The 23,425-nt window shown below is 71.9% G+C and carries 21 protein-coding genes; 5 read left to right on the top strand and 16 right to left on the bottom strand.

Going from position 1 to position 23,425, the window contains the following annotated elements; genetic code table 11:
- Nucleotides 1-18: 18 nt before the first annotated feature.
- From PZB77_RS24660 to PZB77_RS24650, 3 genes are all read right to left on the bottom strand, one after another.
- The gene (locus PZB77_RS24660) at nt 19-1,500 is read right to left on the bottom strand and encodes an alkaline phosphatase PhoX (RefSeq protein ID WP_275494807.1); all 1,482 of its coding nucleotides are present in this window, start codon (nt 1,498-1,500) and stop codon (nt 19-21) included.
- Nucleotides 1,501-1,709: 209 nt separating this feature from the next.
- Complete coding sequence (locus PZB77_RS24655; RefSeq protein WP_275494806.1) at nt 1,710-3,194, bottom strand: hypothetical protein; 1,485 nt, start codon at nt 3,192-3,194, stop codon at nt 1,710-1,712.
- Between the two features lie 140 nt (nt 3,195-3,334).
- The gene (locus tag PZB77_RS24650) at nt 3,335-3,994 is read right to left on the bottom strand and encodes a DUF4232 domain-containing protein (RefSeq protein WP_275496204.1); all 660 of its coding nucleotides are present in this window, start codon (nt 3,992-3,994) and stop codon (nt 3,335-3,337) included.
- 256 nt (nt 3,995-4,250) lie between these two features.
- Between PZB77_RS24650 and dapA the strand changes: the two genes are divergently transcribed.
- From dapA to PZB77_RS24630, 4 genes are all read left to right on the top strand, one after another.
- A complete protein-coding gene (gene dapA / locus PZB77_RS24645; protein ID WP_275494805.1) occupies nt 4,251-5,138 on the top strand; it encodes a 4-hydroxy-tetrahydrodipicolinate synthase in 888 nt (295 codons plus the stop codon).
- Between the two features lie 115 nt (nt 5,139-5,253).
- Entirely contained in the window at nt 5,254-6,399 is a 1,146-nt protein-coding gene (locus tag PZB77_RS24640; protein ID WP_275494804.1) for an aromatic acid exporter family protein, read from the top strand.
- Between the two features lie 58 nt (nt 6,400-6,457).
- Nucleotides 6,458-7,213 (top strand): ZIP family zinc transporter, encoded by a 756-nt coding sequence (locus tag PZB77_RS24635; protein WP_275494803.1) that lies wholly within the window; start codon nt 6,458-6,460, stop codon nt 7,211-7,213.
- A gap of 242 nt (nt 7,214-7,455) precedes the next feature.
- Entirely contained in the window at nt 7,456-8,646 is a 1,191-nt protein-coding gene (locus tag PZB77_RS24630; protein ID WP_275494802.1) for a PP2C family protein-serine/threonine phosphatase, read from the top strand.
- Between the two features lie 26 nt (nt 8,647-8,672).
- On the opposite strand, the gene PZB77_RS24625 is transcribed toward PZB77_RS24630, so the two are convergent.
- Complete coding sequence (locus PZB77_RS24625; RefSeq protein ID WP_275494801.1) at nt 8,673-9,863, bottom strand: zinc-dependent alcohol dehydrogenase; 1,191 nt, start codon at nt 9,861-9,863, stop codon at nt 8,673-8,675.
- A gap of 148 nt (nt 9,864-10,011) precedes the next feature.
- On the bottom strand, nt 10,012-11,013 hold the full coding sequence (gene dapD, locus PZB77_RS24620; RefSeq protein ID WP_275494800.1) for a 2,3,4,5-tetrahydropyridine-2,6-dicarboxylate N-succinyltransferase: 1,002 nt from the start codon (nt 11,011-11,013) through the stop codon (nt 10,012-10,014).
- Nucleotides 11,014-11,325: 312 nt separating this feature from the next.
- Here dapD and PZB77_RS24615 point away from each other — a divergent pair, with 312 nt between their 5' ends.
- A complete protein-coding gene (locus PZB77_RS24615; RefSeq protein WP_275494799.1) occupies nt 11,326-12,474 on the top strand; it encodes a hypothetical protein in 1,149 nt (382 codons plus the stop codon).
- 33 nt (nt 12,475-12,507) lie between these two features.
- Here PZB77_RS24615 and PZB77_RS24610 read toward each other — a convergent pair whose 3' ends face one another.
- The 11 genes from PZB77_RS24610 to PZB77_RS24560 all read right to left on the bottom strand — a co-directional run bounded on the left by PZB77_RS24610 (nt 12,508) and on the right by PZB77_RS24560 (nt 23,385).
- Entirely contained in the window at nt 12,508-12,873 is a 366-nt protein-coding gene (locus PZB77_RS24610; RefSeq protein WP_275494798.1) for a VOC family protein, read from the bottom strand.
- A 122-nt stretch (nt 12,874-12,995) separates the two neighbouring features.
- On the bottom strand, nt 12,996-15,020 hold the full coding sequence (locus PZB77_RS24605) for a phospholipase C, phosphocholine-specific (RefSeq protein WP_275494797.1): 2,025 nt from the start codon (nt 15,018-15,020) through the stop codon (nt 12,996-12,998).
- A gap of 171 nt (nt 15,021-15,191) precedes the next feature.
- A complete protein-coding gene (locus tag PZB77_RS24600; protein WP_275496203.1) occupies nt 15,192-16,538 on the bottom strand; it encodes a hypothetical protein in 1,347 nt (448 codons plus the stop codon).
- A 238-nt stretch (nt 16,539-16,776) separates the two neighbouring features.
- The gene (locus tag PZB77_RS24595) at nt 16,777-17,115 is read right to left on the bottom strand and encodes a metal-sulfur cluster assembly factor (protein WP_266703120.1); all 339 of its coding nucleotides are present in this window, start codon (nt 17,113-17,115) and stop codon (nt 16,777-16,779) included.
- A complete protein-coding gene (sufU, locus tag PZB77_RS24590; protein ID WP_275494796.1) occupies nt 17,112-17,567 on the bottom strand; it encodes a Fe-S cluster assembly sulfur transfer protein SufU in 456 nt (151 codons plus the stop codon). The genes PZB77_RS24595 and sufU overlap by 4 nt, the downstream gene beginning before the upstream one ends.
- A 40-nt stretch (nt 17,568-17,607) precedes the next feature.
- Nucleotides 17,608-18,876, bottom strand: a complete 1,269-nt coding sequence (locus PZB77_RS24585) for a cysteine desulfurase (protein WP_275494795.1) — start codon at nt 18,874-18,876, stop codon at nt 17,608-17,610.
- Nucleotides 18,873-19,637 (bottom strand): Fe-S cluster assembly ATPase SufC, encoded by a 765-nt coding sequence (sufC, locus tag PZB77_RS24580; protein WP_275494794.1) that lies wholly within the window; start codon nt 19,635-19,637, stop codon nt 18,873-18,875. Before sufC ends, PZB77_RS24585 begins: the two co-directional genes overlap by 4 nt.
- A gap of 7 nt (nt 19,638-19,644) precedes the next feature.
- Nucleotides 19,645-19,962, bottom strand: coding sequence for a bifunctional 3-phenylpropionate/cinnamic acid dioxygenase ferredoxin subunit (locus PZB77_RS24575; RefSeq protein ID WP_275494793.1), 318 nt, complete (start codon nt 19,960-19,962; stop codon nt 19,645-19,647).
- Nucleotides 19,962-21,143, bottom strand: coding sequence for a Fe-S cluster assembly protein SufD (gene sufD, locus PZB77_RS24570; protein ID WP_275494792.1), 1,182 nt, complete (start codon nt 21,141-21,143; stop codon nt 19,962-19,964). The genes PZB77_RS24575 and sufD overlap by 1 nt, the downstream gene beginning before the upstream one ends.
- 68 nt (nt 21,144-21,211) lie before the next feature.
- A complete protein-coding gene (sufB, locus tag PZB77_RS24565; RefSeq protein ID WP_275494791.1) occupies nt 21,212-22,633 on the bottom strand; it encodes a Fe-S cluster assembly protein SufB in 1,422 nt (473 codons plus the stop codon).
- A complete protein-coding gene (locus PZB77_RS24560) occupies nt 22,630-23,385 on the bottom strand; it encodes a metalloregulator ArsR/SmtB family transcription factor (RefSeq protein ID WP_275494790.1) in 756 nt (251 codons plus the stop codon). The genes sufB and PZB77_RS24560 overlap by 4 nt, the downstream gene beginning before the upstream one ends.
- Between the last annotated feature and the right edge of the window lie 40 nt (nt 23,386-23,425).

The raw sequence follows: 23,425 nt of genomic DNA, 5'->3' as shown, positions 1-23,425 counted from the left end.
ACGGGCTCGGCGCCGGGGTCAGTGCTTGTTCGGCTGACGCTTCCAGGGGCCCGTGATGGCGAGCATGATGCCGGGGGTCTGGATGTTGGCGAAGAGGGTCTTGCCGTCGGGCGAGAAGGTGACCCCGGTGAACTCGCTGTACACCGGCGCCTCGGGGGTGCCGTCGTTCAGCTCGTTGCGGGCGATGGGGTAGGTGACCCCGCTGTCGGTCGCCCCGAAGAGGTGCTGGACCCCCTCGCCGTCCTCGGCGATGACGAGGCCGCCGTAGGGCGAGACGGTGATGTTGTCCGGGCCGTCGAAGGCGCCGTCCTTCGAGGGGTCGGCGTTGACGCCGAGGAGCACCTTCAGCGTCAGCGTGCGGCGCTTGGTGTCGTAGAACCAGACCTGGCCGTCGTGCTGGACGGGGCTCTCCGAGCGGGCGAACGAGGAGACGATGTAGACGCCGCCGTCGCTCCACCACATGCCTTCGAGCTTGCGGGCGCGGGTGACCTCGGTGTCGGTGAACTGCTTGCGCACGGAGACGGTCCTGGCGTCACGGTCCGGCACGTCGACCCAGTCGACGCCGTACACGGTGCCGATCCTGGTGGCGCGGGAGAGGTCGTCGACGAAGACGCCGTTCTTGTCGAAGCACTTGGTGGCCTGGAGGACACCGGCGTCGTCGGCGAGGGTGCGCAGCTTGCCGCGGCCGTGCTTGAAGCCCTGCGGCGGCACCCAGCGGTAGAGCAGCCCGTTGGGGGTGGAGGCGTCCTCGGTGAGGTAGGCGTGGCCGCGCTGCGGGTCGATGACGACCGCCTCGTGGGCGTACCGGCCGAATGCCTTGATCGGGCGCGGGTCGCGGTTGGCGCGCTTGTCGTACGGGTCGACCTCGAAGACGTAGCCGTGGTCCTTGAGGAGGCCGTTCTTGCCCGCCCGGTCCTCGGTCTCCTCGCAGGTCAGCCAGGTCCCCCACGGGGTCGCGCCGCCCGCGCAGTTGGTGGAGGTGCCGGCGATGCCGACCCACTCGGCGGTGTGGCCGCCGGTGCGGGTCTCGACGACGGTGCAGCCACCGGCGGCGACCGGGTCGTAGACGAGGCCCTCGGTGAGCGGGACGGGGTGCGCCCAGCCGGCACGGGTACCGCTCAGCTCGTGGTTGTTGACGAGGAGGGTGACGCCGCGCGGGCCCGCGAAGGCGGCGGTGCCGTCGTGGTTGGAGGGGGTGGTCTCCCCGGACTCCAGCTTGGTGACACCGCTGTGCGTGATGATCCGGTACGAGAATCCGGCGGGCAGCGCCAGGATGCCCTTCGGGTCGGCGATCAGCGGGCCGTAGCCGGGGGCCTTGGAGTGGTGGTGGCCGTGGTCACCACGGCCGTCGTGGTCGTCGTGTCCGCCGTGACGCTGCCCGTCGTGCTCGGCGGCGAGAGCGCCGGGGGCGGTGGCGAGGGTCCCGACCACGCCGGTGAGGGCGATTCCGGCGCCGGTGAGGGCGGACTGTCGGGTGAATTCCCTGCGGGTGAACGACATGGCGGGCTCCTGCGCGGTGTCCTGTGGTTGGCGCGCCCACCGTCGCGGGCCAGGGACAACGGCAGGTGAACTCCGGGCGACGTACAGCCACATCCTTGCGGTGCAACGGACGGCACCGCTCGCCCCGGCCGGCCGCTCCGCACACCGGGCGCACCCCCCGCGGCCTCGTCGGATGCCGTCCCCACGGCGGGACGGCATCCGACGGTCCGTCAGGAGTACGCGCGGGAGCGGGCCTTGAAGGCGGCCTTGCGCGCCTCCTTCGCCTTCTTCTTGTCACTGTGCAGCCGGCCCATGGCGTCCAGCACCTCGGCGGTCGCCGGGTGGTCGACCCGCCAGACCTCGTCGAAGAAACCGCTGTGCCGGCCGGAGAGGCCTTCCACGAGCCCTTGCAGCTCCGCCAGCTCGCCGTCCGCGTCCAACTGGGCGGCGAGCGTGTCCACGGCCAGCCAGAAGATCATGGACTCCGGCGGCGCCGGGACGTCTTCGGCGCCGTGCTCCGCGAGCCAGACCCGGGCGAGTCCGCCCAGCTCAGGGTCGTCGAGCACCGCGCGCAGGGCCGGTTCCGATCCGGGGCCGGTCAGGGCGAGCGCCTGCTGGCAGTGGAGCCGGCGCAGCGGGGCGCCCTGATCGCCGCCCCGGGCCGCGGCGAGGAGGTCGGCGGCGGTGGCGACGGTGTCCGCGTCCCCGCGTCCGGCGATCCACAGCCCGATCTCCGTCTGGGCGGCGGCTTCGGGGTAGTACGCGATGCCGTCCAGGAGGGTGGCGGCGTCCTTGTCCGCGAGGTCGCCGACGGCGGGCGCGTCCACGCCCGCCTCCAGCATCCGGGACCGGATGCCGTACAGGCCGAGCGGGGTGAGCCTGACCATGCCGTACCGGCTGACGTCCTCCTCGTCCCCGGGACCGGCGGCCGTCGTCTCGCCCTCCTCGGTCATCAGCGTCTCGTCGACCGGGTGGTACTCCACGAGGCCGATCGGCTCCAGCACCCGGAACTGGTCGTCCAACCGCATCATCGCCTCCGACACCTGCTCCAGGATGTCGTCGGTGGGCTCGCCCATGTCGTCCGGGACGATCATGGAGGCGGCGAGGGCGGGCAGCGGGACGGGCCCGTCCCCCGGTCCCCCCTCGGAGAGGGTGAGCAGGTAGAGGTTGCCCAGAACGCCCTCGAGGAACTCGGCCTCCGCCTCGGGGTCCCAGTCCAGGGCGCCGAAGTCGACCGATCCGTCCTCCCCGACCAGGTCGGCGAAGTCGTCGAAGACCGGGGCGGTGGCGTCGGCGAAGGCGGCCTCCAGGCCGTCGAGCCAGATGGCGAGGACGTCCCCGGGGGATCCCGCGGTCAGCAGGGCGAGGCTCTCCCCCTGGGTGGCCGTGCCCTCGGCCGTGTCCGTGCCCTCCGCGGCCTCACCGTCACCGTCCGCGGGGTCGGTGACCTCCACCAGTCCGGTGTCGACGGCGAGGCGCCAGGCCTCGCTGGCGAGGGCGGCCCCGTCCTCGTCGGCGGGGAGGCCGAGGTGAGCGGCGGCCTCGGGGAGCTGCGCCTCGGCGAGCTCGCCCCCGGCGCCGACGCGCGTGGCGGGCCCGGCCCAGCGGGCGAGGCGTACGGCCCGCACGAGCAGCGGCGCGACCAGGGCGTCCCTGGCCAGTTCGGCCTCGGCGGGGAGCCGCACCGGCGGCAGGGTGGGACGCTCTGCGGACATCGGGGGTTCTCCTCGGCGCGTGCTCGGGTGTACGGGTGCGTACACGGTTCAGGCCGCCCAAGCCTAAGGGGTGTCCGGGACGGCCCTCGGACGCTTCACCGCCCCCGCCGGGCGCCTCACGCAGGGGGAGCCCCCTTCGCTCAGCCCGGTACGGTCCGGCGCCAGGCGGTCATGTTCAGCTCGTCCATCAGCCGGAGGTCGTGTCCCACCAGTGGGAAGGTGCGCGCTCCGGCGTCCGGGGCGGCGGCGAGTTCCAGTGCGTCGCTCTCGATCAGCTCGCCGCCCTCCGCGGTCGACACCCAGGCGAGGACGGCCTTCAGGGTCCCGCCGGGCTCCAGCGTCACCGCCTCGGGTCCGAGGTCGTCTCCGAACATCGAACGGCCCGGGTTGACCGGTACCGGCAGCCGGTCGCCGTCCTCGTCCAGCACCCGGACCGAGGGGTATCCGTCGACCGGGTAGGGCGCGGTACCGCAGTTGACGAGGGTCAGCACGACGGCCCGGGCGAACAGGGCGGTCTCCACCGGCCCCATCTCCACCCGGCCGCCGGAGGCGGGGCAGTCGCCGGCCGGGGCCGGCGTGGCGGAGGGCGGCGTGGCGGAGGACGGTGTGGCGCCGTACGGGACGGCGGAGGGGCCGGGGGTCTCAGCCGCGACGGGCCCACCCGACGGCTGCCCCGTCTCCGGCGCGCGGGTGGCGGCCGGCGGCCGTCCCGGCTCGCCCTCCCCCGCAGGTACGAAAGCCCCCGCGCACCCGGTCAGGGCGCACGCCCCCGCCAGGACCCAGGTCCCCGCCCCGAGCAGCGCCGCCGCGCCGCTCCCCCGCCGTATCCGTTCACCCGCACGTGTGCGCACGCACTCCCCCGACGGTCTGCCGCGATCCTTCCGGACCAGGTGAGACGCAGCCACGCCCCCGCTGGTTCGGCGCCCCCGGGACGGGGCGCCACCGCGCGGGTGCGGCGCCTGCACGGCCGGTGCCGCCCATCGTTCAGCTCCGCTACATCGTCGCGGCAAGCACTCCGTGCTGGACCCGGCGGCGGGAGCTCCCGAGACTGCCACCATGACGACCGACACGATCCGGCCCTTCGGCCGTGCGCTCTGCGCGATGGTCACCCCGTTCACGGCTTCCGGCGCCCTCGATCCGGACGCGGCCGGCGCCCACGCCGCCGCCCTGGTCCGCGAGGGGTGCGACGGTCTCGTCCTCAGCGGTACCACCGGGGAGTCACCCACCACGACGGACGCCGAGAAGTCGGCGCTGGTGCGGGCCGTGCGGGAGGCGGTGGGCGAGGGGGTGCCGGTCCTGGCGGGCGTGGGCAGCGCCGACACCCGCCACACCGTGGAGCTGGCCCGCGACGCCGAGAAGGCGGGCGCGGACGGACTGCTCGTCGTGACCCCCTACTACAGCAGGCCCCCGCGGGAGGCCGTGGAGGCGCACTTCCTGCGCGTCGCCGAGTCGACCGGGCTGCCGCTGATGCTGTACGACATCCCCGGTCGCACCGGCACCAGGATCGGGACCGGGAGTCTGCTCCGGCTCGCGGAGCATCCCCGCGTGGTGGCGGTGAAGGACTGCGCGTACGACATGCTCGGCACCACCGAGGTGCTCTCGCGCACGGGGCTGGCGTACTACTCCGGCTGCGAGGAGCTCAACCTGCCCCTGTACGCGATCGGGGGCGCCGGGTACGTGAGCACGGTCGCCAACGTGGCGCCCCGTCCGATGCGGGCGCCGCTCGACGCCTTCGACGCGGGGCGCACCGGTGAGGCCGCCCGGCTGAACGCCCGTACCGCGCGGCTGACCGCGCTGATGATGGCGTCCGGGCTGCCGGGCACCGTCACGGCCAAGGCGCTGCTCGACCTGGGCCCGGTGCGGGAACCGCTGCTCGCCGCGGACCGCGGCACCGTCGACGAGCTGCGGAAGGCCCTCGCCGGGCTCCGGCTCCCGCACGGCTGAACCCGGAGCGGCGGGCACGGGTTTCCTCCTCACTCCCGGGGCAACGCTCCGGAAGCGAGAGGCACGAGCCCCGGGACGGCCCCGGGGCGGCCGGCCCGAGGGGAGAGTGGACCCGTTGGCGTGGGACGTACGGAGGTCGGCGGCGGGGCGGTGGGCGGGCCGGGAGTGGGCGGCGGTGCGCCGGTCCGTGCACAGCGCGTTCGAGGAGGCGGGGCCGGAGCGGGACACACTCGTCCGGTCCCTCAAGGCCGCCGGGGCGGCCATCGTCGCCTGGGCGCTGACGGGGTGGTGGCTGCACGCCCCGATGGCCCTGCTGGCCCCCTGGACGGCGGTCGCCCTGGTCTGCGGCACGGTGTACCGGTCGCTGCGGACGGGTCTGCAGCAGTGCGCGGTCATCGCCCTCGGCACGGTGTGGGCGTCGGCGGCGATGGCGATCACCCGGGACCAGACCATGGCGGCGATGCTGCTCACCGTGCCGTTCATGACCCTGATCGGGACCTACCGCCGGTTCGGCGAGCAGGGCCTCTTCGGGGCCACCACGGCGCTCTTCGTGATCACCGCCGGTTCGTCCAGTGCCGCCACGGTGGGACACCGGCTGCTGGAGACCGTGATCGGAGCGGTGGTGGGCATCTCGGTCAACGCGCTGGTGCTGCCTCCCGTCCATCTGCGCAGCGTCCGCGACCGGCTCGGCCGCTTCGCCCGGGGCACCTCGGAGCTGCTCGACACCATGGCGCGCGGTCTGCGCGAGGAGGACGGACTCGACGGGGCGGCGAGCTGGCACGGCGAGGCCACGCGCCTCGCGCTGTCCCTCCAGGGGGTGGCGGAGGCCCGCTCCTGGGCGATGGAGGGAGCCCGGCTGAATCCCGCCAGGCGACTGCGGCGCACGGGCCCACCGCCTCCGCCCGTCTCGGAGGACATGCGGTGGGGGCGGGTGTCCTCGCGCGTCCTCGCCGTCACGCGGACGCTGAGCGGCGTCGGTGGCGACGACGCGGAGCTCCCGGGTCCGTCCCCGCGCTACCTCGCCGACCTGGCGGACGTGCTGGACGGTACGGCGCGGGTCTGCGAACAGGCGGCCGCGCCGCTCTTCCCGGGCAGCGGCCGCGCCGGCGAGCGCGACACGACGGCGGCCGACGGGGCGTGGGACTCCATGCGCTCCCTGGCCGGCACCTTCCACCTCCAGAAGGGCGAGGCGGCAGCCGTGAGCGGGGAACTCCTGGTGGAGACACGGCAGTTGCTCAACGAACTGACCCGGTCGCCCTGAGGACCCGCTTTACGCGCCCATGGTCGTACGGCGCGACGGGACCGGGTAGGCGCGGGTCATGATCGAAGTCGTGGAAGCAGGTGGCTGGGGTCTCCTGGCCGGTTCGGCGCTCCTCCTGGGAGCCGGGGTCGGGTACGCGTGGCGGTTGCCGCACTGGCTGGTCGCCTCGGTGATGGCGTTCGGGGCCGGGGTTCTCCTGTCCGCCGTCTCCTTCGAGCTGGTGGGCGAGGCGTACGAGCAGTCGGGGCTGACGCCGGCCGTGCTCGGGACCGCCGCGGGGGCGGTGCTCTACACGGTGGGGAACATCGCGCTGGCCCGGCGGGGAGCCCGGCACCGCAAGCGGTCCGGGCTCGTCCGCTCCCAACCGGGCGAGTCCCAGCAGGCCGGCTCCGGCATGGCGCTGGCGCTCGGTGCGCTGCTGGACGGCGTACCGGAGTCGGCGGTCATCGGCGTCGGGCTGACGGACGGCGGGACGGTGAGCCTGGTGACCGTGGCCGCCGTCTTCATCAGCAACATCCCGGAGGGCCTGTCGAGTTCGGCCGGGATGCGCGAGGCGGGCCGCGGCAGGACGTACGTCTTCGGGGTGTGGAGCGCCATCGCCGCGGCCTGCACCGTGTCGGCGGTCATCGGCTACGTCGTGGTCGGCGGGCTCTCCCCCCTGGTGACGGCGTACGTCACCGCCGTGGCGGCCGGAGCCATCCTGGCGATGATCGCGGACACGATGATCCCGGAGGCGTTCGAGGACGCCCACCTGGCGAGCGGCCTGGTCACCACCAGCGGCTTCCTGCTGTCGTTCGCCCTCTCGCACGGGTGAACCGCGGCCGGGCCGCGCACGGGCGGGCCCCGTCGGGCGCGCCGTCCGCCGCACCGGACGGCGCGGAGAAGTGGCGGGGGCGCCGCCCCGGGGTTTGGCTGGACGGACGACCGCCCGCTCCGGCCCGGTGCCGCGCGGGCCGGTGCACTTCCCCAGCCTTGGAGTCCTGCCATGTCCTGCGGCACAGCACCCCGCACCGGCGCCCCGGGGGCGCGCGGACCGGTGGCGCGGAGGAGAGTCCGGTGAAGGACGTCACCGGCAGCGACAGCGAACACGTCCTGCACGCGCTCCTCGCCGAGGTGCACACCACGGCCCCGACCAACCTGTCCGTCCTCGTCAACCGGTACGCCGTGCGGCTCGGCCTCGGCCACGCGGAGATCTACCTGGTGGATCTCCAGCAACGACAGCTGACGCTCCTCTCCGGTGAGGACCGGCTGCCGGTGGACGGGTCCCTGGCGGGGTGGGCCTACCGCGCGATGTCCCTGCGGGTGCAGAACACCGATGCCCGCACGCTGATCGTCTGGCTCCCCCTCATCGACGGCGAGGAGCGGCTGGGCGTGGTCGGCATCCACATGGAGACGCTGGACAGCACCCGGCTGGAGCGCTGCAGGACGCTCGCCTCCGTCCTCGCCATGGCCATCACCTCCAAGCGCGCGTTCAGTGACCGGCTCGTGCAGCAGGCTCGTACCGGCACGATGACACTGCCCGCGGAGATGCTGCGGGCCCTGCTGCCGCCCCGCACCATCGGCGACGACCGGGCCGTCTCCACCGCGGTCCTCGAACCGGCCTACGCACTCGGCGGGGACGCCTTCGACCACGCGCTGACGGAGTCGACCCTGCACGCCGTCATCCTCGACGCGATGGGGCACAACCTGGCGTCCGGGCTGACCACGGCGATCGCGATGGCCGGCTGCCGGAGTGCCCGGCGCAGGGGCTCGGGCCTCAGGGAGATGGTCAGGACCATCGACGAGGCGCTGGCGGAGTGGCTCCCCGAGCAGTTCTGCACCGGCGTCGCCATGCAACTCGACCTGGCCAGCGGCATCCTGAGCTGGGTCAACAGCGGTCATCCGCCGCCCCTCCTGATCCGCGACGACCAGGTCCTGGAGAACGCCCTCGAACATCCGGGCGAGCCCCCCATGGGAACGCCCGGAACGCTCGGCGGCCACCCCCGGACGGTGCACGAGGTGTCGTTGCGGCCGGGGGACCGCGTGATCCTCTACACCGACGGCGTGACGGAGGCGCGGATGCCCGGTGGCTCGCAGTTCGGCCTCGACGGCTTCACCACCTCCATCATCCGCGCCACCGCCGCCGGAGAGCTCGCCTCCGAGGCGCTCCGGCAGCTCATCCACGCCCTCCTCGACCACCAGAACGACAAGCTGACGGACGACGCCACCATCCTCATGATCGAGTGGCGTCAGCCGCACCGCGTGTGACGGGCGGCTGACGCGGCGGAGGGGTGTCACCGCTGGGGCGTCAGCAGCGTCTTGATCATCCCGTCCTCCTTCTGCTGGAAGGTGCGGTACGCCTGCGGCCCCTCCTCCAGCGGCAGGTGGTGCGTGGCGAAGGAGTCGACGCCGAGCGGGTCCGCGTCCGTGAGCAGCGGCAGGATGTCCTCGACCCAGCGCCACACGTTCGCCTGGCCCATCCGGAGCTGGATCTGCTTGTCGAACATCTTCAGCAGGGGCAGCGGGTCGACGGCGCCGCCGTAGACACCGGAGAGGGAGACCGTGCCCCCGCGGCGCACCACGTCGACGGCGGTGTACACCGCCGCCAGCCGGTCGATGCCCGCGGTCTCCATGAGGCGTTCGGCCACGGCGTCCGGCAGCAGCCCGACCGCCCAGTGGGCCGCCTTGGCCGTCGGGGCACCGTGCGCCTCCATGCCGACGGCGTCGATGACCGCGTCCGTGCCGCGGCCCTGGGTGAGGTCACGGATCGCGTCGCCGGGACCCTTGTCGTACCGGCGCAGATCCAGGCAGGTGGCGCCGTGGGCGCTCGCACGGGACAGGCGGTCGGGGACCAGGTCCACGCCCACGACCAGCTCGGCGCCCCGGTGGCGCGCGATGCGGGCGGCCATCGCGCCGATCGGGCCGAGGCCGAGGACGGTGACCGTGCCGCCGGGAGGGATCGCCGCGTACTCCACCGCCTGCCACGCGGTGGGCAGGACGTCGGAGAGGTAGACGAACCGGTCGTCCGCCGGCCCCTGCGGGACCTTGATCGGCAGGGTGTTCCCGAACGGGACCCGGAGGAATTCGGCCTGCCCACCGGGGACTTGGCCGTACAGCTTGGTGTAGCCGAAGAGCGAGGCACCCATGCCGCGGGAGCGCACCTGGGTCGTCTCGCACTGGGACTGGAGGCCCTGCCCGCACATGAAGCAGTGGCCGCAGTTGATGTTGAACGGGACGACCACCCGGTCGCCCGGCGACACCGAGGTGACCTCGGGGCCGGTCTCCTCGACGATCCCCATCGGTTCGTGTCCCAGGATGTCGCCCGCGTCGAGGTAGGGGCCGAGCACCTCGTAGAGATGGAGGTCGGAGCCACAGATCCCGGTCGAGGTGATGCGGACGATCACGTCGTCCGGCTTCTCGATCCGCGGATCGGGCACCGTCTCGACCCGGACATCCCGCTTCCCGTGGTACGTGAGCGCGCGCACGACGCATCCCCTTCCAGTGGACGGGCAGGTTCCCCTTCCACTCTCCGCGCTCCGCGCGCCCCTGTCGCGTCGGCCCCCGGCGCGGCCGGCCCGGAACCGGAACAGCCCCCGGGGGCGCCGGGGGCTGTTCGCTGGGTTCGTGGGGGCTTCAGTTGTGCGCGTGCAGGATGTCGTTGAGCCCGCCCCAGACCGCGTTGTTCGGGCGGGCCTCGACGGCGCCCGTGACGGAGTTGCGGCGGAAGAGGATGTGCGAGGCGCCCGAGAGGTCGCGGGCCTTGACGATCTGGCCGTCCGGCAGCGTGACGCGGGTGCCGGCGGTGACGTACAGGCCGGCTTCGACGACGCACTCGTCGCCGAGCGCGATGCCGATGCCCGCCTCCGCGCCGATGAGGCAGCGCTCACCGATCACGATGCGCTCCTTGCCGCCGCCGGAGAGGGTGCCCATCGTGGAGGCGCCGCCGCCGATGTCCGAGCCGTCGCCGACCACGACACCGGCGGAGATGCGGCCCTCGACCATCGAGGTGCCGAGCGTCCCGGCGTTGAAGTTGACGAATCCCTCGTGCATGACGGTCGTGCCGGACGCCAGGTGCGCACCGAGGCGGACCCGGTCGGCGTCGGCGATGCGGACGCCCTGGGGGGCGACGTAATCGGTCATCCGCGGGAACTTGTCGACCGACGTGACCTGGAGGTGCAGGCCCTCGGCCCGGGCGTTCAGCCGGACCTTCTCCAGATCGTCCACGGCGACCGGGCCGAGCGAGGTCCAGGCGACGTTGGCGAGGAGGCCGAAGATCCCGTCGAGGTTCTGGCCGTGCGGCTGGACGAGCCGGTGCGAGAGCAGGTGCAGACGCAGGTAGGCGTCGTGCGCGTCCAGCGGCTTGTCGTCGAGCGAGGAGATGACCGTGCGGACGGCGACGACCTCGACCCCGCGCCGGGCGTCCACGCCGACGGCCTTGGCGGCGCCTTCGCCGAGGAGGTTGACGGCCTCGTCGGCGGTGAGCCGCCGGGTGCCGGCCGGGCCGGCCTCGTCGGCGGCGAGCCCGGGAGCGGGGAACCACGTGTCGAGGACGGCGCCGTTCCCGGCGATGGTGGCGAGGCCGGCGGCGACGGCGCCGGTGGTGCGGGACGAGCCCTGGGAAGTCGTGTCGGTCATGACCGAAACCTAACCGGCCGGGACCCGCCCGGGCGAACCGGTCTCAGCAACCGGCCGGATGGGTCGCGCTCTTCGGGGCACCGCCCCGGGGAGCGCGGTGGACGGGACGCTACCGTGTGCCGGTCCGGCCTCGTCGGCCGGACGACCGGACGACTTCACGGAGCGACAGTGGCGCACGGCACGGGGTGGGGCGGCGGGGCGCACGGTGGCGCACCGTACGGCGGGGGAGCCTACGGGGGGTGGGGCGGCCGGCGGGTCCCGCCACCCCCGGAACCGGGGGTCATACCCCTCGCTCCCCTGCGGCTCTCGGACATGTTCAACGGCGCCTTCACCACGATGGGCCGTTACTGGAAGCAGCTGTTCGGCTTCACCGCCGCGGTTTACGGCACGGCGGCGGTCGTGGTCGTGGCCGCCCTGCTCGTCGCCCTCTCCGCCGTCCACGAACAGCTCGAACGCATCAAGGCGTCCTCCCTGGACACGGACACCGTGGACGGGGACGACATCACCCCGGTGATCGTGGCGCTCGGTGCCGTGACGCTGGTCGGGATGGTCGTCGCCGTCGTCGCCATGGCCCTGGTGCAGGCGGCGGTGCCCGCGGTGCTCCGGGAAGCCGTGCTGGGCCGCCCGGTGACGTTCCGCTCGGTCGGGCGGACCGCCGGCTCCCGGCTGAGGGCCATGGTGGGCACCGTGCTCCTGACCAGCCTGATCGGAGTGGTGCCCGTCGTCCTGATGGCGGTCGGCGAGGCGACGGCGCTCCTGCTCGTCCTGTCGGACGGGCACCGGGGCGGTGCCGCGGTGGCCATGGCGCTCAGCATCCTGCTGCTGCTCGCGTCCGCACCGCTCGCCCTCTGGCTCTGGGTGAAGTTCTCGCTGGCGCCGACGGCGGTGGTCCTGGAGGATCAGGGTCCGGTCGACGCGCTGCGCCGCTCCTCGCACCTGGTGCGCGGCGACTGGTGGCGCGTCTTCGGCATAGGGATGCTGGGCTACCTGGTCGCCGGGGTGGCCTCCTACTTCGTCCAGCTCCCCTTCTCGCTCCTCGGCGTGTTCTCCTCCGCGCTGACCACCGGGGACCTCGGCAGCAACCCGACCCTCACTTCCGTTCTCGTCACCCTCGGCAGCGTCGCCGGCATCGTGATCGCCGGTCAGCTGATCGGGCAGACCTTCGTGGGCACCTTCCCACCGCTGCTGCTGGGACTGGTCTACGTCGACCGCCGCATGCGCACGGAGAACCTCGCCCAGGGTCTGACGGAGGCGGCGGGGCTGACGATGCCTTCCTACGGGTACGGGCCTTCCTACGGGTACGGGCCTTCCCGCGGGTACGGGCCGGCGCCGTACGGTCCTCCGGCTCCCCCGTACCACGGCGCCCCGGGTCCCGCTCCCACGCCACCGGCCGGACCGGCGCCGCAGCCGCAGCCGCCCGGGGAAGACTCCCCCCGTGACGGCGGCGACACGGCGCCCTGACCCGGTGTGAACGCCCCCCGGGGGGACCGGCTCTCAGTCCAGGAGCGTCCCCTTCGGGCGGAGTACGCAGAACTCGTTGCCCTCGGGGTCGGCCAGCACCACCCAGCCGACGTCGTCCGTCTGGCCGACGTCGGCCCGGGTGGCACCGAGTGCGACGATCCGCTCGACCTCGGCCGCCTGGTCGTCGGGGCTGAGGTCGATGTGCAGGCGGTTCTTGACGGTCTTGGAGTCGGGTACGGAGACGAAGCAGAGGCCGGGCAGGGCCCGTGCGTCCGCCCCGATCGTCACCTCGTTCTCGTCCTCGTAGACGACCTTCCAGTCCAGCACCCCGCACCAGAAGCGGGCGAGCGAGGACATGTCGTGGGCGTCCACGACGAGGGTGTACCAAGAAGAGGCCATGGCCGCGACTCTGCCAGACGGAGCGGGCCGTCTCCAGGACATTCCCGGCCGGGCCCCGGTAAAGGGTGCCGGACCGACGGGAGTTGGCGCTTCGTCACGACGGTCGGCGCGGGCGGCCCGGGTCAGCCGCTGACGCCGGCCGAACCCGTCTCCAGGCGTCCGGTGAACCTGCGGGACCACGTGGTGTCGGAATCGACCGTGACGGTGAAGTCGTACCAGCCGTTCTGGTGGGCGACCACGTTGAAGAAGGTCTCCGCGGCGGACCCCGCCGCGACGGTGTGGGTCCACGGGCCGTCACCGCGGTACTGGTTCGGGGCGATGGTGAACTTCACCGGCGCGGTACCGGAGTTGGCCAGCGAGAAGTAGAGGGCGAGCTTGCCCGTGCCGGGCTCGGTGGCGTAGCGGGTGCCGGCCTCCGCCGTCCTGCCCGCCTTCGTGGCGTCGCCCCGGAAGCGGCGCAGGAAGCGGTGAGGGCCGGTCATGGTGAAGTCGTACGCGCCGGAGCCGTACCCCGAGCCGATGTTGAAGTAGTCCGTGGCGCTGCCCCCCGCGTCCACCGTGTACTGCCACGGCGTGGTGTCGCGGTAGGCGTTCGGGTGGAGGGAGAAGTGGGCCGCCCGGGTGGCGGGTGCGCCCTGGTTGGTCATCGTGAACCAGGCGAGGATCTTTCCAGAGCTCCCGAACTCCAGCCGGTCCAGGTTCCCGCCCGGCTGGTAGGGCAGCGCCCGGGACGGGCGGGTACCGCTCTCCTGCGCGGGCAGGGCGTTGTTCGTGGGGACGGGGTTGGGCAGCGGGCCGCACGTCGAGAGGCCGATCACGCTCGTGGCCGGCAGGGTGACCGCGCCGGGAACGGGGTGGGCGAAGTCGAAGACACCGGTCAGGTCCCCGCTGACCTTGCGCCGCCACTCGCTGATGTTGGCGCAGCGGGCGGGCTTGCCGAGGGCGGTCGTCCAGGTCTCCAGGAATCGCAGGACGGACGTGTGCTCGAAGACCTCCGAGGAGACCCAGCCTCCGCGTGTCCACGGCGAGACGACCGTCATCGGGACGCGGAAGCCGAAGCCGTACGGCACGCCGTCGAGGAACTCGCCGGGGGTTCCGGCGGGCGGGGCCGGAGGGGGCACGTGGTCGAAGAAGCCGTCGTTCTCGTCGTAGGTGAGGAAGAGCACGGTGGAGTCGAAGACGTCCGGGTCCGCCGCGAGGGCCCGGTAGACCAGGTCGACGAAGTGCGCTCCGTCGCCGGGCGGGGCGTACGGGTGCTCGGAGAACGCCTGGTTCGGGACGACCCAGGAGACCTGCGGCAGGGTGCCGGCGACGACGTCGGCCCTGATGGCGGCAGCGATGTCGTCCGGTGTGGAGCCCGTGCGCCTGGGGACGGAGGACATGCCCCGGTCGTACAGCGGGTCTCCGGCCCTGGCGCTCGTGAAGGCCTTGAAGTAGGCGCAGCCGTTGTCGCCGTAGTTGTCCTGCGCGTTCTGGTAGACCTTCCAGCTCACTCCGGCGCTCTGGAGCGCCTGGGCGTAGTTCTGCCAGGTCAGGCCGGACTCGTCGCCACCGTCGTAGCTGGCGGCGTCGACCTTGCCGCTCCACAGGTAGGTGCGGTTCGGCCCGGTGGCGCTGAGGGTGGAGGAGAAGTAGGCGTCGCACACCGTGTAGGCGTCGGCGAGCGCGTAGTGGAAGGGCAGGTCCGAGCGGTCGAGGTAGCCCAGGGAGCGGACGCTGCCGACGGCCGGGACCCAGTTGTCCAAGCGGCCCTTGTTCCACGCGGAGTGCTGGGAGGACCAGGAGTGCGGCAGGTCTCCGGTGCACTGGGCCAGCGTCCTGCCGTCCTGCCCGCCCGCGGCCGGGGTCGCGCTCAGCTTCCAGGGGTACTGGCGGCCCGTGCCGTTGGGCTGGTCGAAGACGGAGCGGTTGCCCGCGAGGGTGATACCGCTGCGGTCGTCGAAGCCGCGGACCCCCCTCAGCCGTCCGAAGTAGTGGTCGAAGCTGCGGTTCTCCTGCATCAGGATCACCACGTGCCGCACGTCCTTGATGGTGCCGGTCGCGGCGGTGGCCGCCGCCGACGCCGTGCGCGTCCCCGCGCCCAGCGTCATGCCGGCCGCCACCGAGGCACCGATCCCCACGAAGCCCCTACGACTGATCGGTGTCATTCGCCCGCCTCCGTCCCGCGGGTGCCCCTGCGGCACGCCGCGCGTCAGCATGCCCCCTCGACGGGGAGGTCACCGGACCTGCGGATGATCCCCGGGTGAACGGCCTCCGGCGGGCCGGGGGCCGTTCGTCCGGGCCTGACCTCCCACCGGCCGCCGGTCAGCCGCCGGCCGTCAGCCGCCGACCGTGAACCAGGTCGCCCGGGACTTCTTGAACTCGGCGTGGTCCAGGTCCTTCGCCTCGGTGCCGTCCCCGTAGAGGTCGGCCGCGCCGGCGTCGGTGATCAGCTGGGCGCGGGTGCCCGCCACGGTGAGGTCGGGAACCGAGACGACGGCCTCCCAGCCGCCCGGGTCGGTGGTGGGCAGGTCGGTCCGCTTGACCGGGGCGTGGCCGGCGACGCCGTCCCAGCTGTAGAGGGCGTACGGGTCGGAGTTGTCGTCCGCTGCCCAGGAACCGGCCACGACGAGGTACTGGTCGGAGGCGTTCTTGCGGATGTCACGGAGGGCGAGGCCGCCGAGGTCGAGCTCGATCGGGGTGCCGAAGACCGCCTTGGCGCCGCTGCCGACGACCTTGTCGAAGTTGGTCACCGGCACGACGAGCCCCTTGCCGCCCGACTTCGGCGGGACGAGGGGTGCGCGGAAGCCGACGTACGCGGTGGTCGTCGAGCCGGGCGCGAACTCCAGGCCCTCCACGTTGAACCCGTCGATCTGCTTGGGCGCCTCGCCGTCCTCGGTACCCGCGGCGAAGCCGTACCGGTCGCCGTTGGCCTCGTCCCAGGCGACGAGGTCGTCGCGGAGCTTCTTGTACGAGGTGCCGACCGTGAGCGCGGTGGTGGCGCCGGAACCGGAGACGGTGGTGGTGAAGACGGTGTTGCGGTCGGCCTTGTACTCGCCGTCCTTGTTGTTGCCGAGCGAGCCGGTCCAGTAGATCGTGTTGCCGACCCGGGCCGCGCCCTCGATGTCGATCTCCTTCTCCACCCCCAGCTTGGACGCGACGTCCCAGGTCTTCACGGGCGCGCCGGAGACCGCGAGGTTGTAGAGGCGGAGCACGTTCGACTCGTCGTCGGCGACGACGGCGTACCCGCCGCCGACGTCGACGGCGGCGGAGGCGTCCGAGGAGCCGGTGAGGTAGCGGGTGTCGGCGGCGTTCCGCACGGCGGCCGAGGCGGCGTAGTACAGCTTCTTGGTGGCCGTCTTGCCGCCGAGGCCGGTGACCTTGATGGTGAGGTCGGTGTAGCCGCGGGCGTGGGCGGCGACGGAGATCCGGCGGGTCGCGCCGGTGCCGGTCACGGTGACGTCGGAGGTCGCGGCGACCGAGGTCCGGGAGCTGGCGGAGGCGGCCACGGTGAGGGCGGAGACGTCGGCGCCGCTCTGCGCGATCGTGACGGTGACCGTGTTGTCGGCGGCGCCGGTCCCGCCCACCGCGCCGGAGAGGTACGTCGCCGAGAGGGCGATGGTGGGTGTCCCGTAGGTCACGGCGTGCGCGGGGGCGGTGATCCCCAGGGCACCCAGGGCGAGCATCCCGGCCGCCGCGGCGGCGACCCGGCGGTACCGGGGTGCCTGGCGGTGCTGGGCTGCCCGGTGGTGCTGGGGGGAAAGCTGGTGCGTCACGGCGTACCTCTCGTCGGCGTGGTCTCGACGAACAGGTTCCGGTTACGGTGCCAACGGGGGGCACACATCACCGGTCCGGCGGGCGAACAACACGAGGACGGCCCCCCGGCGTGGGGGCCGTCCTCGAGACCGCGACGGGCCGGGGTGCTCAGACGTTGAAGCCGAGCGCGCGGAGCTGCTCGCGCCCGTCGTCCGTGATCTTGTCCGGGCCCCACGGCGGCATCCAGACCCAGTTGATCCGCAGTTCGCTGACGATGCCGTCGGTCGCGGACTTCGCCTGGTCCTCGATGACGTCGGTCAGCGGGCAGGCCGCGGACGTCAGCGTCATGTCCAGGGTGGCGATGTTGGCGTCGTCGATGTGGATGCCGTAGATCAGGCCCAGGTTGACGACGTCGATGCCCAGCTCGGGGTCGACGACGTCGTACAGCGCCTCGCGGACCTCCTCCTCGGAGGCCGGCTTCAGTGCCACAGTCTCGTTCTCGCTCATGAGCTCTTCCCTTCGGACAGCGCCTTGGCCGTCGCGTCCTTCCACGCCATCCAGCTCAGCAGCGCGCACTTGACGCGAGCCGGGTACTTGGAGACACCGGCGAACGCGACCGCGTCCTCCAGCACCTCCTCCATCGCGTCGTCGGGCTCCAGCTGGCCCTTGGACTGCATCAGCTCCAGGAAGGCCTCCTGGATCCTTTGCGCCTGGTCCAGCTCCTTGCCGACCAGCAGGTCGTTCAGCACCGAGGCGCTGGCCTGGCTGATCGAGCAGCCCTGCCCCTCGTAGCTGACGTCGGCGAGGGTGTCGCCCTCGTACCGCACGCGGAGCGTGATCTCGTCGCCGCAGGTGGGATTGGTGTGGTGCACCTCGGCGTCGCCGTCCCGCAGGCCGCGCCCGTGGGGGTGCTTGTAGTGGTCCAGGATCACTTCCTGGTACATCGATTCCAGCTTCACCCGTCAGCCCTCAGCACTTCGCCCGTCAACACTCTGCCCCTCACCCGAAGAAGTTCCGTACGTGCTCCAGGCCGTCCACCAGGGCGTCGACCTCGGCGGGCGTGGAGTACAGATAGAACGACGCCCGCGTGGTCGCCGGAATTCCGTACCGCAGGCAGACCGGCCGTGCGCAGTGGTGACCGACCCGGACCGCGATGCCCTGTTCGTCGAGCACCTGGCCCACGTCGTGGGGGTGGATGTCGCCGAGCGTGAAGGAGATCGTGGCGCCGCGGTTCTCGGCCGTGGTCGGGCCGATGATCCGCAGGTCCGGGACCTCCAGGAGCCGGGCCACCGCGTACTCGGTGATGGCCTGCTCGTGGCGGTGGATGTTCTCCATGCCGATGGCGGAGAGGTAGTCCACCGCCGCGCCGAGGCCGACGGCCTGCGCGATCGGGGGCGTACCCGCCTCGAACTTGTGCGGTGCGGGGGCGTACGTCGACGAGTGCATCGACACGGTCTCGATCATCTCGCCGCCGCCGAGGAACGGCGGCAGGTCCTCCAGGAGCTCCTGCCGTCCCCACAGGACGCCGATGCCGGTCGGGCCGACCATCTTGTGACCGGTGAAGGCCACGAAGTCGGCCTGGAGCGCCTGCACGTCGAGCACCATGTGCGGGGCGGCCTGCGAGGCGTCGATGCAGACCAGCGCGCCGACCTGCTGGGCGCGCCGGATGATCTGCTCGACCGGGTTGACCGTGCCCAGGATGTTCGAGACCAGCGTGAAGGTGACGATCTTCGTCTTCTCGGTGATGATCTCGTCGATGTTCGACAGGTCGAGCCGGCCGTCGTCCGTGATGCCGAACCACTTCAGCTTCGCGCCGGTGCGCTGCGCGAGCAGCTGCCACGGGACGATGTTGGAGTGGTGCTCCATCTCGGTGGTGACGATCTCGGTGTCGCGGTCGACCCGGTAGGGCTCGTCGGCCCAGCCGAGCATGTTCGCGACGAGGTTGAGCGACTCCGAGGCGTTCTTCGTGAAGATGACCTCGTCGCGGCTCGGCGCGTTGATGAAGGCGGCGACCTTGTCGCGGGCGCCCTCGTACAGCGCGGTGGCCTCCTCGGCGATGGTGTACACACCGCGGTGGACGTTGGCGTTGTGCCGCTCGTAGTACTCACTGAGGGCGTCGAGGACCTGACGCGGCTTCTGCGAGGTCGCCGCGCTGTCCAGGTACACGATCTTCTTGCCGTCGTGGACCGTTCGGCCCAGGATGGGGAAGTCCTTGCGGATCGCCTCGGTGTCGAGGAGGCCGGTGAGCCCCTGGCGGGCGTCAGTCACGCGGAAGCGCCACCCTTCACATATGCCTCGTAGCCCTCGTTCTCCAGCTTGTCGGCCAGCTCCGCGCCGCCGGACTCGGCGATGCGGCCGTTGGCGAAGACGTGCACGAAGTCGGGCTTGATGTAGCGGAGGATCCGGGTGTAGTGGGTGATCAGCAGGGTGCCGACCTCGCCCGACTCGCGGACGCGGTTGACGCCCTCGGAGACGACGCGCAGGGCGTCGACGTCCAGACCGGAGTCGGTCTCGTCGAGGATGGCGATCTTCGGCTTGAGGAGCTCCAGCTGCAGGATCTCGTGGCGCTTCTTCTCACCGCCGGAGAAGCCCTCGTTGACGTTGCGCTCGGCGAAGGCGGGGTCCATCTGGAGGCCGGCCATCGTCTCCTTGACCTCCTTCACCCACGTGCGCAGCTTGGGGGCCTCGCCGCGGATGGCGGTGGCGGAGGTGCGCAGGAAGTTGGAGACCGAGACACCGGGGATCTCGACCGGGTACTGCATGGCGAGGAACAGGCCGGCGCGGGCCCGCTCGTCGACGGACATCTCCAGGACGTCCTCGCCGTCCAGGGTGACGGTGCCGCTCGTGATCGTGTACTTGGGGTGACCTGCGAGCGAGTACGCCAGGGTGGACTTGCCGGACCCGTTGGGGCCCATGATGGCGTGGGTCTCGCCCTGCTTCACGGTCAGGTCGACGCCCTTGAGGATCTCCTTCGTGGCGTTGTCGGCCTCGACGGAGACGTGCAGGTCGCGGATTTCAAGCGTTGCCATGGGTGACTCAGGACTCCTGGGTGACGGAGACGAGCACATCGTCCCCTTCGATCTTTACGGGGTAAACGGGGACGGGGCGCGTCGCGGGAAGGCCGGACGGCTTGCCGGTGCGCAGGTCGAAGGAGGAGCCGTGCAGCCAGCACTCGATCATGCAGTCCTCCACCTCGCCCTCCGACAGCGACACATTGGCGTGCGAGCAGATGTCGTTGATGGCGAACACCTCGCCCTCGGTACGGACGACCGAGACCGCGGTGCCGTCGAGCTCCACCCTCCTGGGGGTGTCGTCCTCCAGCTCGCTCAGCGCGCACACCTTGACGAACGCCATCAGACGGACGCCTTCAGCTCTGCCTCGATCTTGTCGAGCAGCCGTGCCTCGACGTCCGGCAGACCGATCTGCTGGACCAGCTCGGCGAAGAAGCCGCGCACGACGAGACGGCGGGCCTCCTCGGCCGGGATGCCGCGGGACTGGAGGTAGAAGAGCTGCTCGTCGTCGAAACGGCCGGTCGCCGAGGCGTGGCCGGCGCCGACGATCTCGCCGGTCTCGATCTCCAGGTTCGGCACCGAGTCGACGCGGGCGCCGTCGGTCAGGACCAGGTTGCGGTTCATCTCGTACGTGTCGGTGCCCTCGGCCTTCGCCCGGATGAGGACGTCCCCGATCCAGACCGCGTGGGCGCCGTCGCCCTGGAGGGCGCCCTTGTACACCGCGTTGGACGTGCAGTGCGGGGTGTTGTGGTCGACCAGGAGGCGGTGCTCCTGGTGCTGGCCCTTGTCCGTGAAGTACAGGCCGAACAGCTCGGCCTCGCCGCCGGTGCCCGCGTACGCGACCCGGGGGTGCAGCCGGACCACGTCGCCGCCGAAGGTGACGACCACGGACTTGAACGAGGCGTCGCGGCCGATCAGCGCGTTGTGCTGGCCGACGTGGACCGCGGTGTCGTCCCAGTCCTGGACGGAGACGACGGTGAGCTTGGCGCCGTCGCCGACGACGAAGTCGACGTTGGCGGCGAGCACCGCGTCACCGGTGTGGTCGATGACCACGACCGCCTCGGCGAAGGCGCCCAGCTCGACGAGCTGGTGGCCGTAGGCCACCCCGCCCTCGCCGTGCACCGCGATCCGGATCGGCTCGGTGAGCACGGCCTCCTTGGCGACGGTGACGACCGAGGCCTGGGTGAAGGCGGAGTACGCCTGGGCGGCGACCCGGTCCACCGGCGTGCCGGCCCGGCCGAGCCGGGCGTCGTCGCGGCCCACGGTCTCCACCGTGACGCCCCCGGGGGCCTCCACGACGACCTTGACGCCGCCGCCGTTCGCCACCGCGGTGCCGTCGTGCAGCCCGCGCAGGCGCTCCAGCGGCGTGAAGCGCCACTCCTCCTCGCGGCCGTGCGGGACCGGGAAGTCCGCCACGTCGAAGGAGGGCGGGGCGCTCATGCGCGTGGCGACGGTCGACTCGGCGGCCACCGCGATGGAACCGGCGGTGGTGGAACCCACCGGGGAATTCTGAGCCTCAGCCATGGCTGTCGTAGTGCTCGCTTTCTTAGGTCGAGAAGTGGGGTGCGGTCGGGTCTGCGGCGAGGGCCGTACTAACCGACCGAACCCTCCATCTGCAGCTCGATCAGCCGGTTCAGCTCCAGGGCGTACTCCATCGGGAGCTCCTTGGCGATCGGCTCGACGAATCCGCGCACGATCATCGCCATGGCCTCGAACTCGGTGAGGCCTCGGCTCATCAGGTAGAAGAGCTGGTCCTCGGAGACCTTGGAGACGGTCGCCTCGTGGCCCATCGACACGTCGTCCTCGCGGACGTCGACGTACGGGTAGGTGTCCGAGCGCGAGATCGTGTCGACGAGCAGCGCGTCGCAGAGCACGTTCGACTTCGCGCCCGGCGCGCCCTCGCCGATCTCGATGAGACCGCGGTAGGAGGTGCGGCCGCCGCCCCGCGCCACCGACTTGGAGACGATGTTGGACGAGGTGTTCGGGGCCATGTGGACCATCTTGGCGCCGGCGTCCTGGTGCTGGCCCTCGCCCGCGAAGGCGATGGAGAGCGTCTCGCCCTTGGCGTGCTCACCCATGAGGTAGACGGCCGGGTACTTCATGGTGACCTTGGAGCCGATGTTGCCGTCGACCCACTCCATGGTCGCGCCCTCGTACGCCACGGCGCGCTTGGTGACGAGGTTGTAGACGTTGTTCGACCAGTTCTGGATGGTCGTGTAGCGGCAGCGGCCGCCCTTCTTCACGATGATCTCGACCACGGCGCTGTGCAGCGAGTCCGAGGAGTAGATCGGCGCGGTGCAGCCCTCGACGTAGTGGACGTAGGCGTCCTCGTCGACGATGATCAGCGTCCGCTCGAACTGGCCCATGTTCTCCGTGTTGATGCGGAAGTAGGCCTGGAGCGGGATCTCCACGTGCACGCCCTTCGGCACGTAGATGAAGGAGCCGCCGGACCACACGGCCGAGTTCAGCGAGGCGAACTTGTTGTCACCGACGGGGATGATCGTGCCGAAGTACTCCTTGAAGAGCTCCGGGTGCTCCTTCAGCGCGGTGTCGGTGTCCATGAAGATGACACCCTGCGCCTCCAGCTCCTCGTTGATCTGGTGGTAGACGACCTCGGACTCGTACTGCGCGGCGACACCGGCGACGAGGCGCTGCTTCTCCGCCTCGGGGATGCCGAGCTTGTCGTACGTGTTCTTGATGTCCTCGGGCAGGTCCTCCCAGGACTCCGCCTGCTTCTCCGTGGACCGCACGAAGTACTTGATGTTGTCGAAGTCGATGCCCGACAGGTCCGAGCCCCAGTTCGGCATCGGCTTCTTGCCGAAGAGCTTCAGGCCCTTGAGGCGGAGCTTCAGCATCCACTCGGGCTCGTTCTTCTTCGCCGAGATGTCGCGGACGACATCCTCCGAGAGGCCGCGCTTGGCCGCCGCGCCTGCCGCGTCGGAGTCGGCCCAGCCGAATTCGTACGTACCCAGGCCCTCGAGTTCGGGGTGGGCAGTCTCCGTAGGGAGCGTCATGCGGGGTTCCTCCCGGCAGTGCTTGCAGATACTGAGGTGGTGGTCTGTGGGGGCGTGGCGGCCTCGGTGGCACCGCCCGACCCGGGCACGTACGTCGTGCACACGCCGTCGCCGTGGGCGAGGGTGGCCAGACGCTGCACGTGGGTCCCGAGCAGTGCGGAGAAGAACTCCGTCTCCGCCTCGCAGAGCTGCGGGAACTGCTCGGCGACGTGGGCGACCGGGCAGTGGTGCTGGCAGAGCTGTTCGCCCTGCTGGGGGCCCGGCGCGCCGCGCGCCGTAGCAGCGTACCCGTCCGCGGACAAGGCCCTGGCCAGCGCCGCCGTACGGTCGCCGGGGGCGGCGGCCTCGACCGCCGCGCGGTACTTCTCCGCCTGGGCCGCCATCCGGGAGCGGGCGAACGCGACGACCGCCTCGTCACCCGCGCTCTCGGCGATCCAGCGGAGCGCCTCGGCCGCGAGCTTGTCGTAGGACTGGTCGAAGGCGTCCCGGCCGCTGTCGGTCAGTGCGAAGACCTTGGCGGGGCGGCCGCGCGTCCGGGTGCCGTACACCCGCTGCTCGCGGGGTTCGACGACCCCGTCGCAGCCGAGCGCGTCCAGATGGCGCCGGACGGCCGCCTGGGTGAGGCCGAGTCGCTGCGCGAGGTCGGCGGCGGTGGAGGGGCCGTGGTCCAGGATGGAGCGCGCGATCCGGTTGCGCGTCGAGCGCTCACCGATCGCGAGTTCCTCCTGCGGAGCCTCACCGACGTATTTCACAACGCCATTGTTGCGTAATTCGGCGCGGCATGACAACCAC

This window comes from Streptomyces sp. AM 2-1-1, from assembly GCF_029167645.1.
Lineage (GTDB): Bacteria > Actinomycetota > Actinomycetes > Streptomycetales > Streptomycetaceae > Streptomyces.
The sequence above is the reverse complement of the archived record's forward strand: the minus strand, read 5'-3'. Positions and strand labels throughout refer to the sequence as shown.

Bases quoted from the DNA above. Each gene is read 5' to 3' on its own strand.
- PZB77_RS24655 (WP_275494806.1), bottom strand. From the start codon at position 3,194: ATGTCCGCAGAGCGTCCCACCCTGCCGCCGGTGCGGCTCCCCGCCGAG.
- sufD (WP_275494792.1), bottom strand. From the start codon at position 21,143: ATGGCTGAGGCTCAGAATTCCCCGGTGGGTTCCACCACCGCCGGTTCC.
- PZB77_RS24610 (WP_275494798.1), bottom strand. From the start codon at position 12,873: ATGGCCTCTTCTTGGTACACCCTCGTCGTGGACGCCCACGACATGTCC.
- PZB77_RS24660 (WP_275494807.1), bottom strand. From the start codon at position 1,500: ATGTCGTTCACCCGCAGGGAATTCACCCGACAGTCCGCCCTCACCGGC.
- sufC (WP_275494794.1), bottom strand. From the start codon at position 19,637: ATGGCAACGCTTGAAATCCGCGACCTGCACGTCTCCGTCGAGGCCGAC.
- PZB77_RS24635 (WP_275494803.1), top strand. From the start codon at position 6,458: ATGATCGAAGTCGTGGAAGCAGGTGGCTGGGGTCTCCTGGCCGGTTCG.
- PZB77_RS24615 (WP_275494799.1), top strand. From the start codon at position 11,326: ATGTTCAACGGCGCCTTCACCACGATGGGCCGTTACTGGAAGCAGCTG.
- PZB77_RS24595 (WP_266703120.1), bottom strand. From the start codon at position 17,115: ATGAGCGAGAACGAGACTGTGGCACTGAAGCCGGCCTCCGAGGAGGAG.
- sufB (WP_275494791.1), bottom strand. From the start codon at position 22,633: ATGACGCTCCCTACGGAGACTGCCCACCCCGAACTCGAGGGCCTGGGT.
- PZB77_RS24575 (WP_275494793.1), bottom strand. From the start codon at position 19,962: ATGGCGTTCGTCAAGGTGTGCGCGCTGAGCGAGCTGGAGGACGACACC.
- dapA (WP_275494805.1), top strand. From the start codon at position 4,251: ATGACGACCGACACGATCCGGCCCTTCGGCCGTGCGCTCTGCGCGATG.
- dapD (WP_275494800.1), bottom strand. From the start codon at position 11,013: ATGACCGACACGACTTCCCAGGGCTCGTCCCGCACCACCGGCGCCGTC.
- PZB77_RS24605 (WP_275494797.1), bottom strand. From the start codon at position 15,020: ATGACACCGATCAGTCGTAGGGGCTTCGTGGGGATCGGTGCCTCGGTG.
- PZB77_RS24600 (WP_275496203.1), bottom strand. From the start codon at position 16,538: ATGCTCGCCCTGGGTGCCCTGGGGATCACCGCCCCCGCGCACGCCGTG.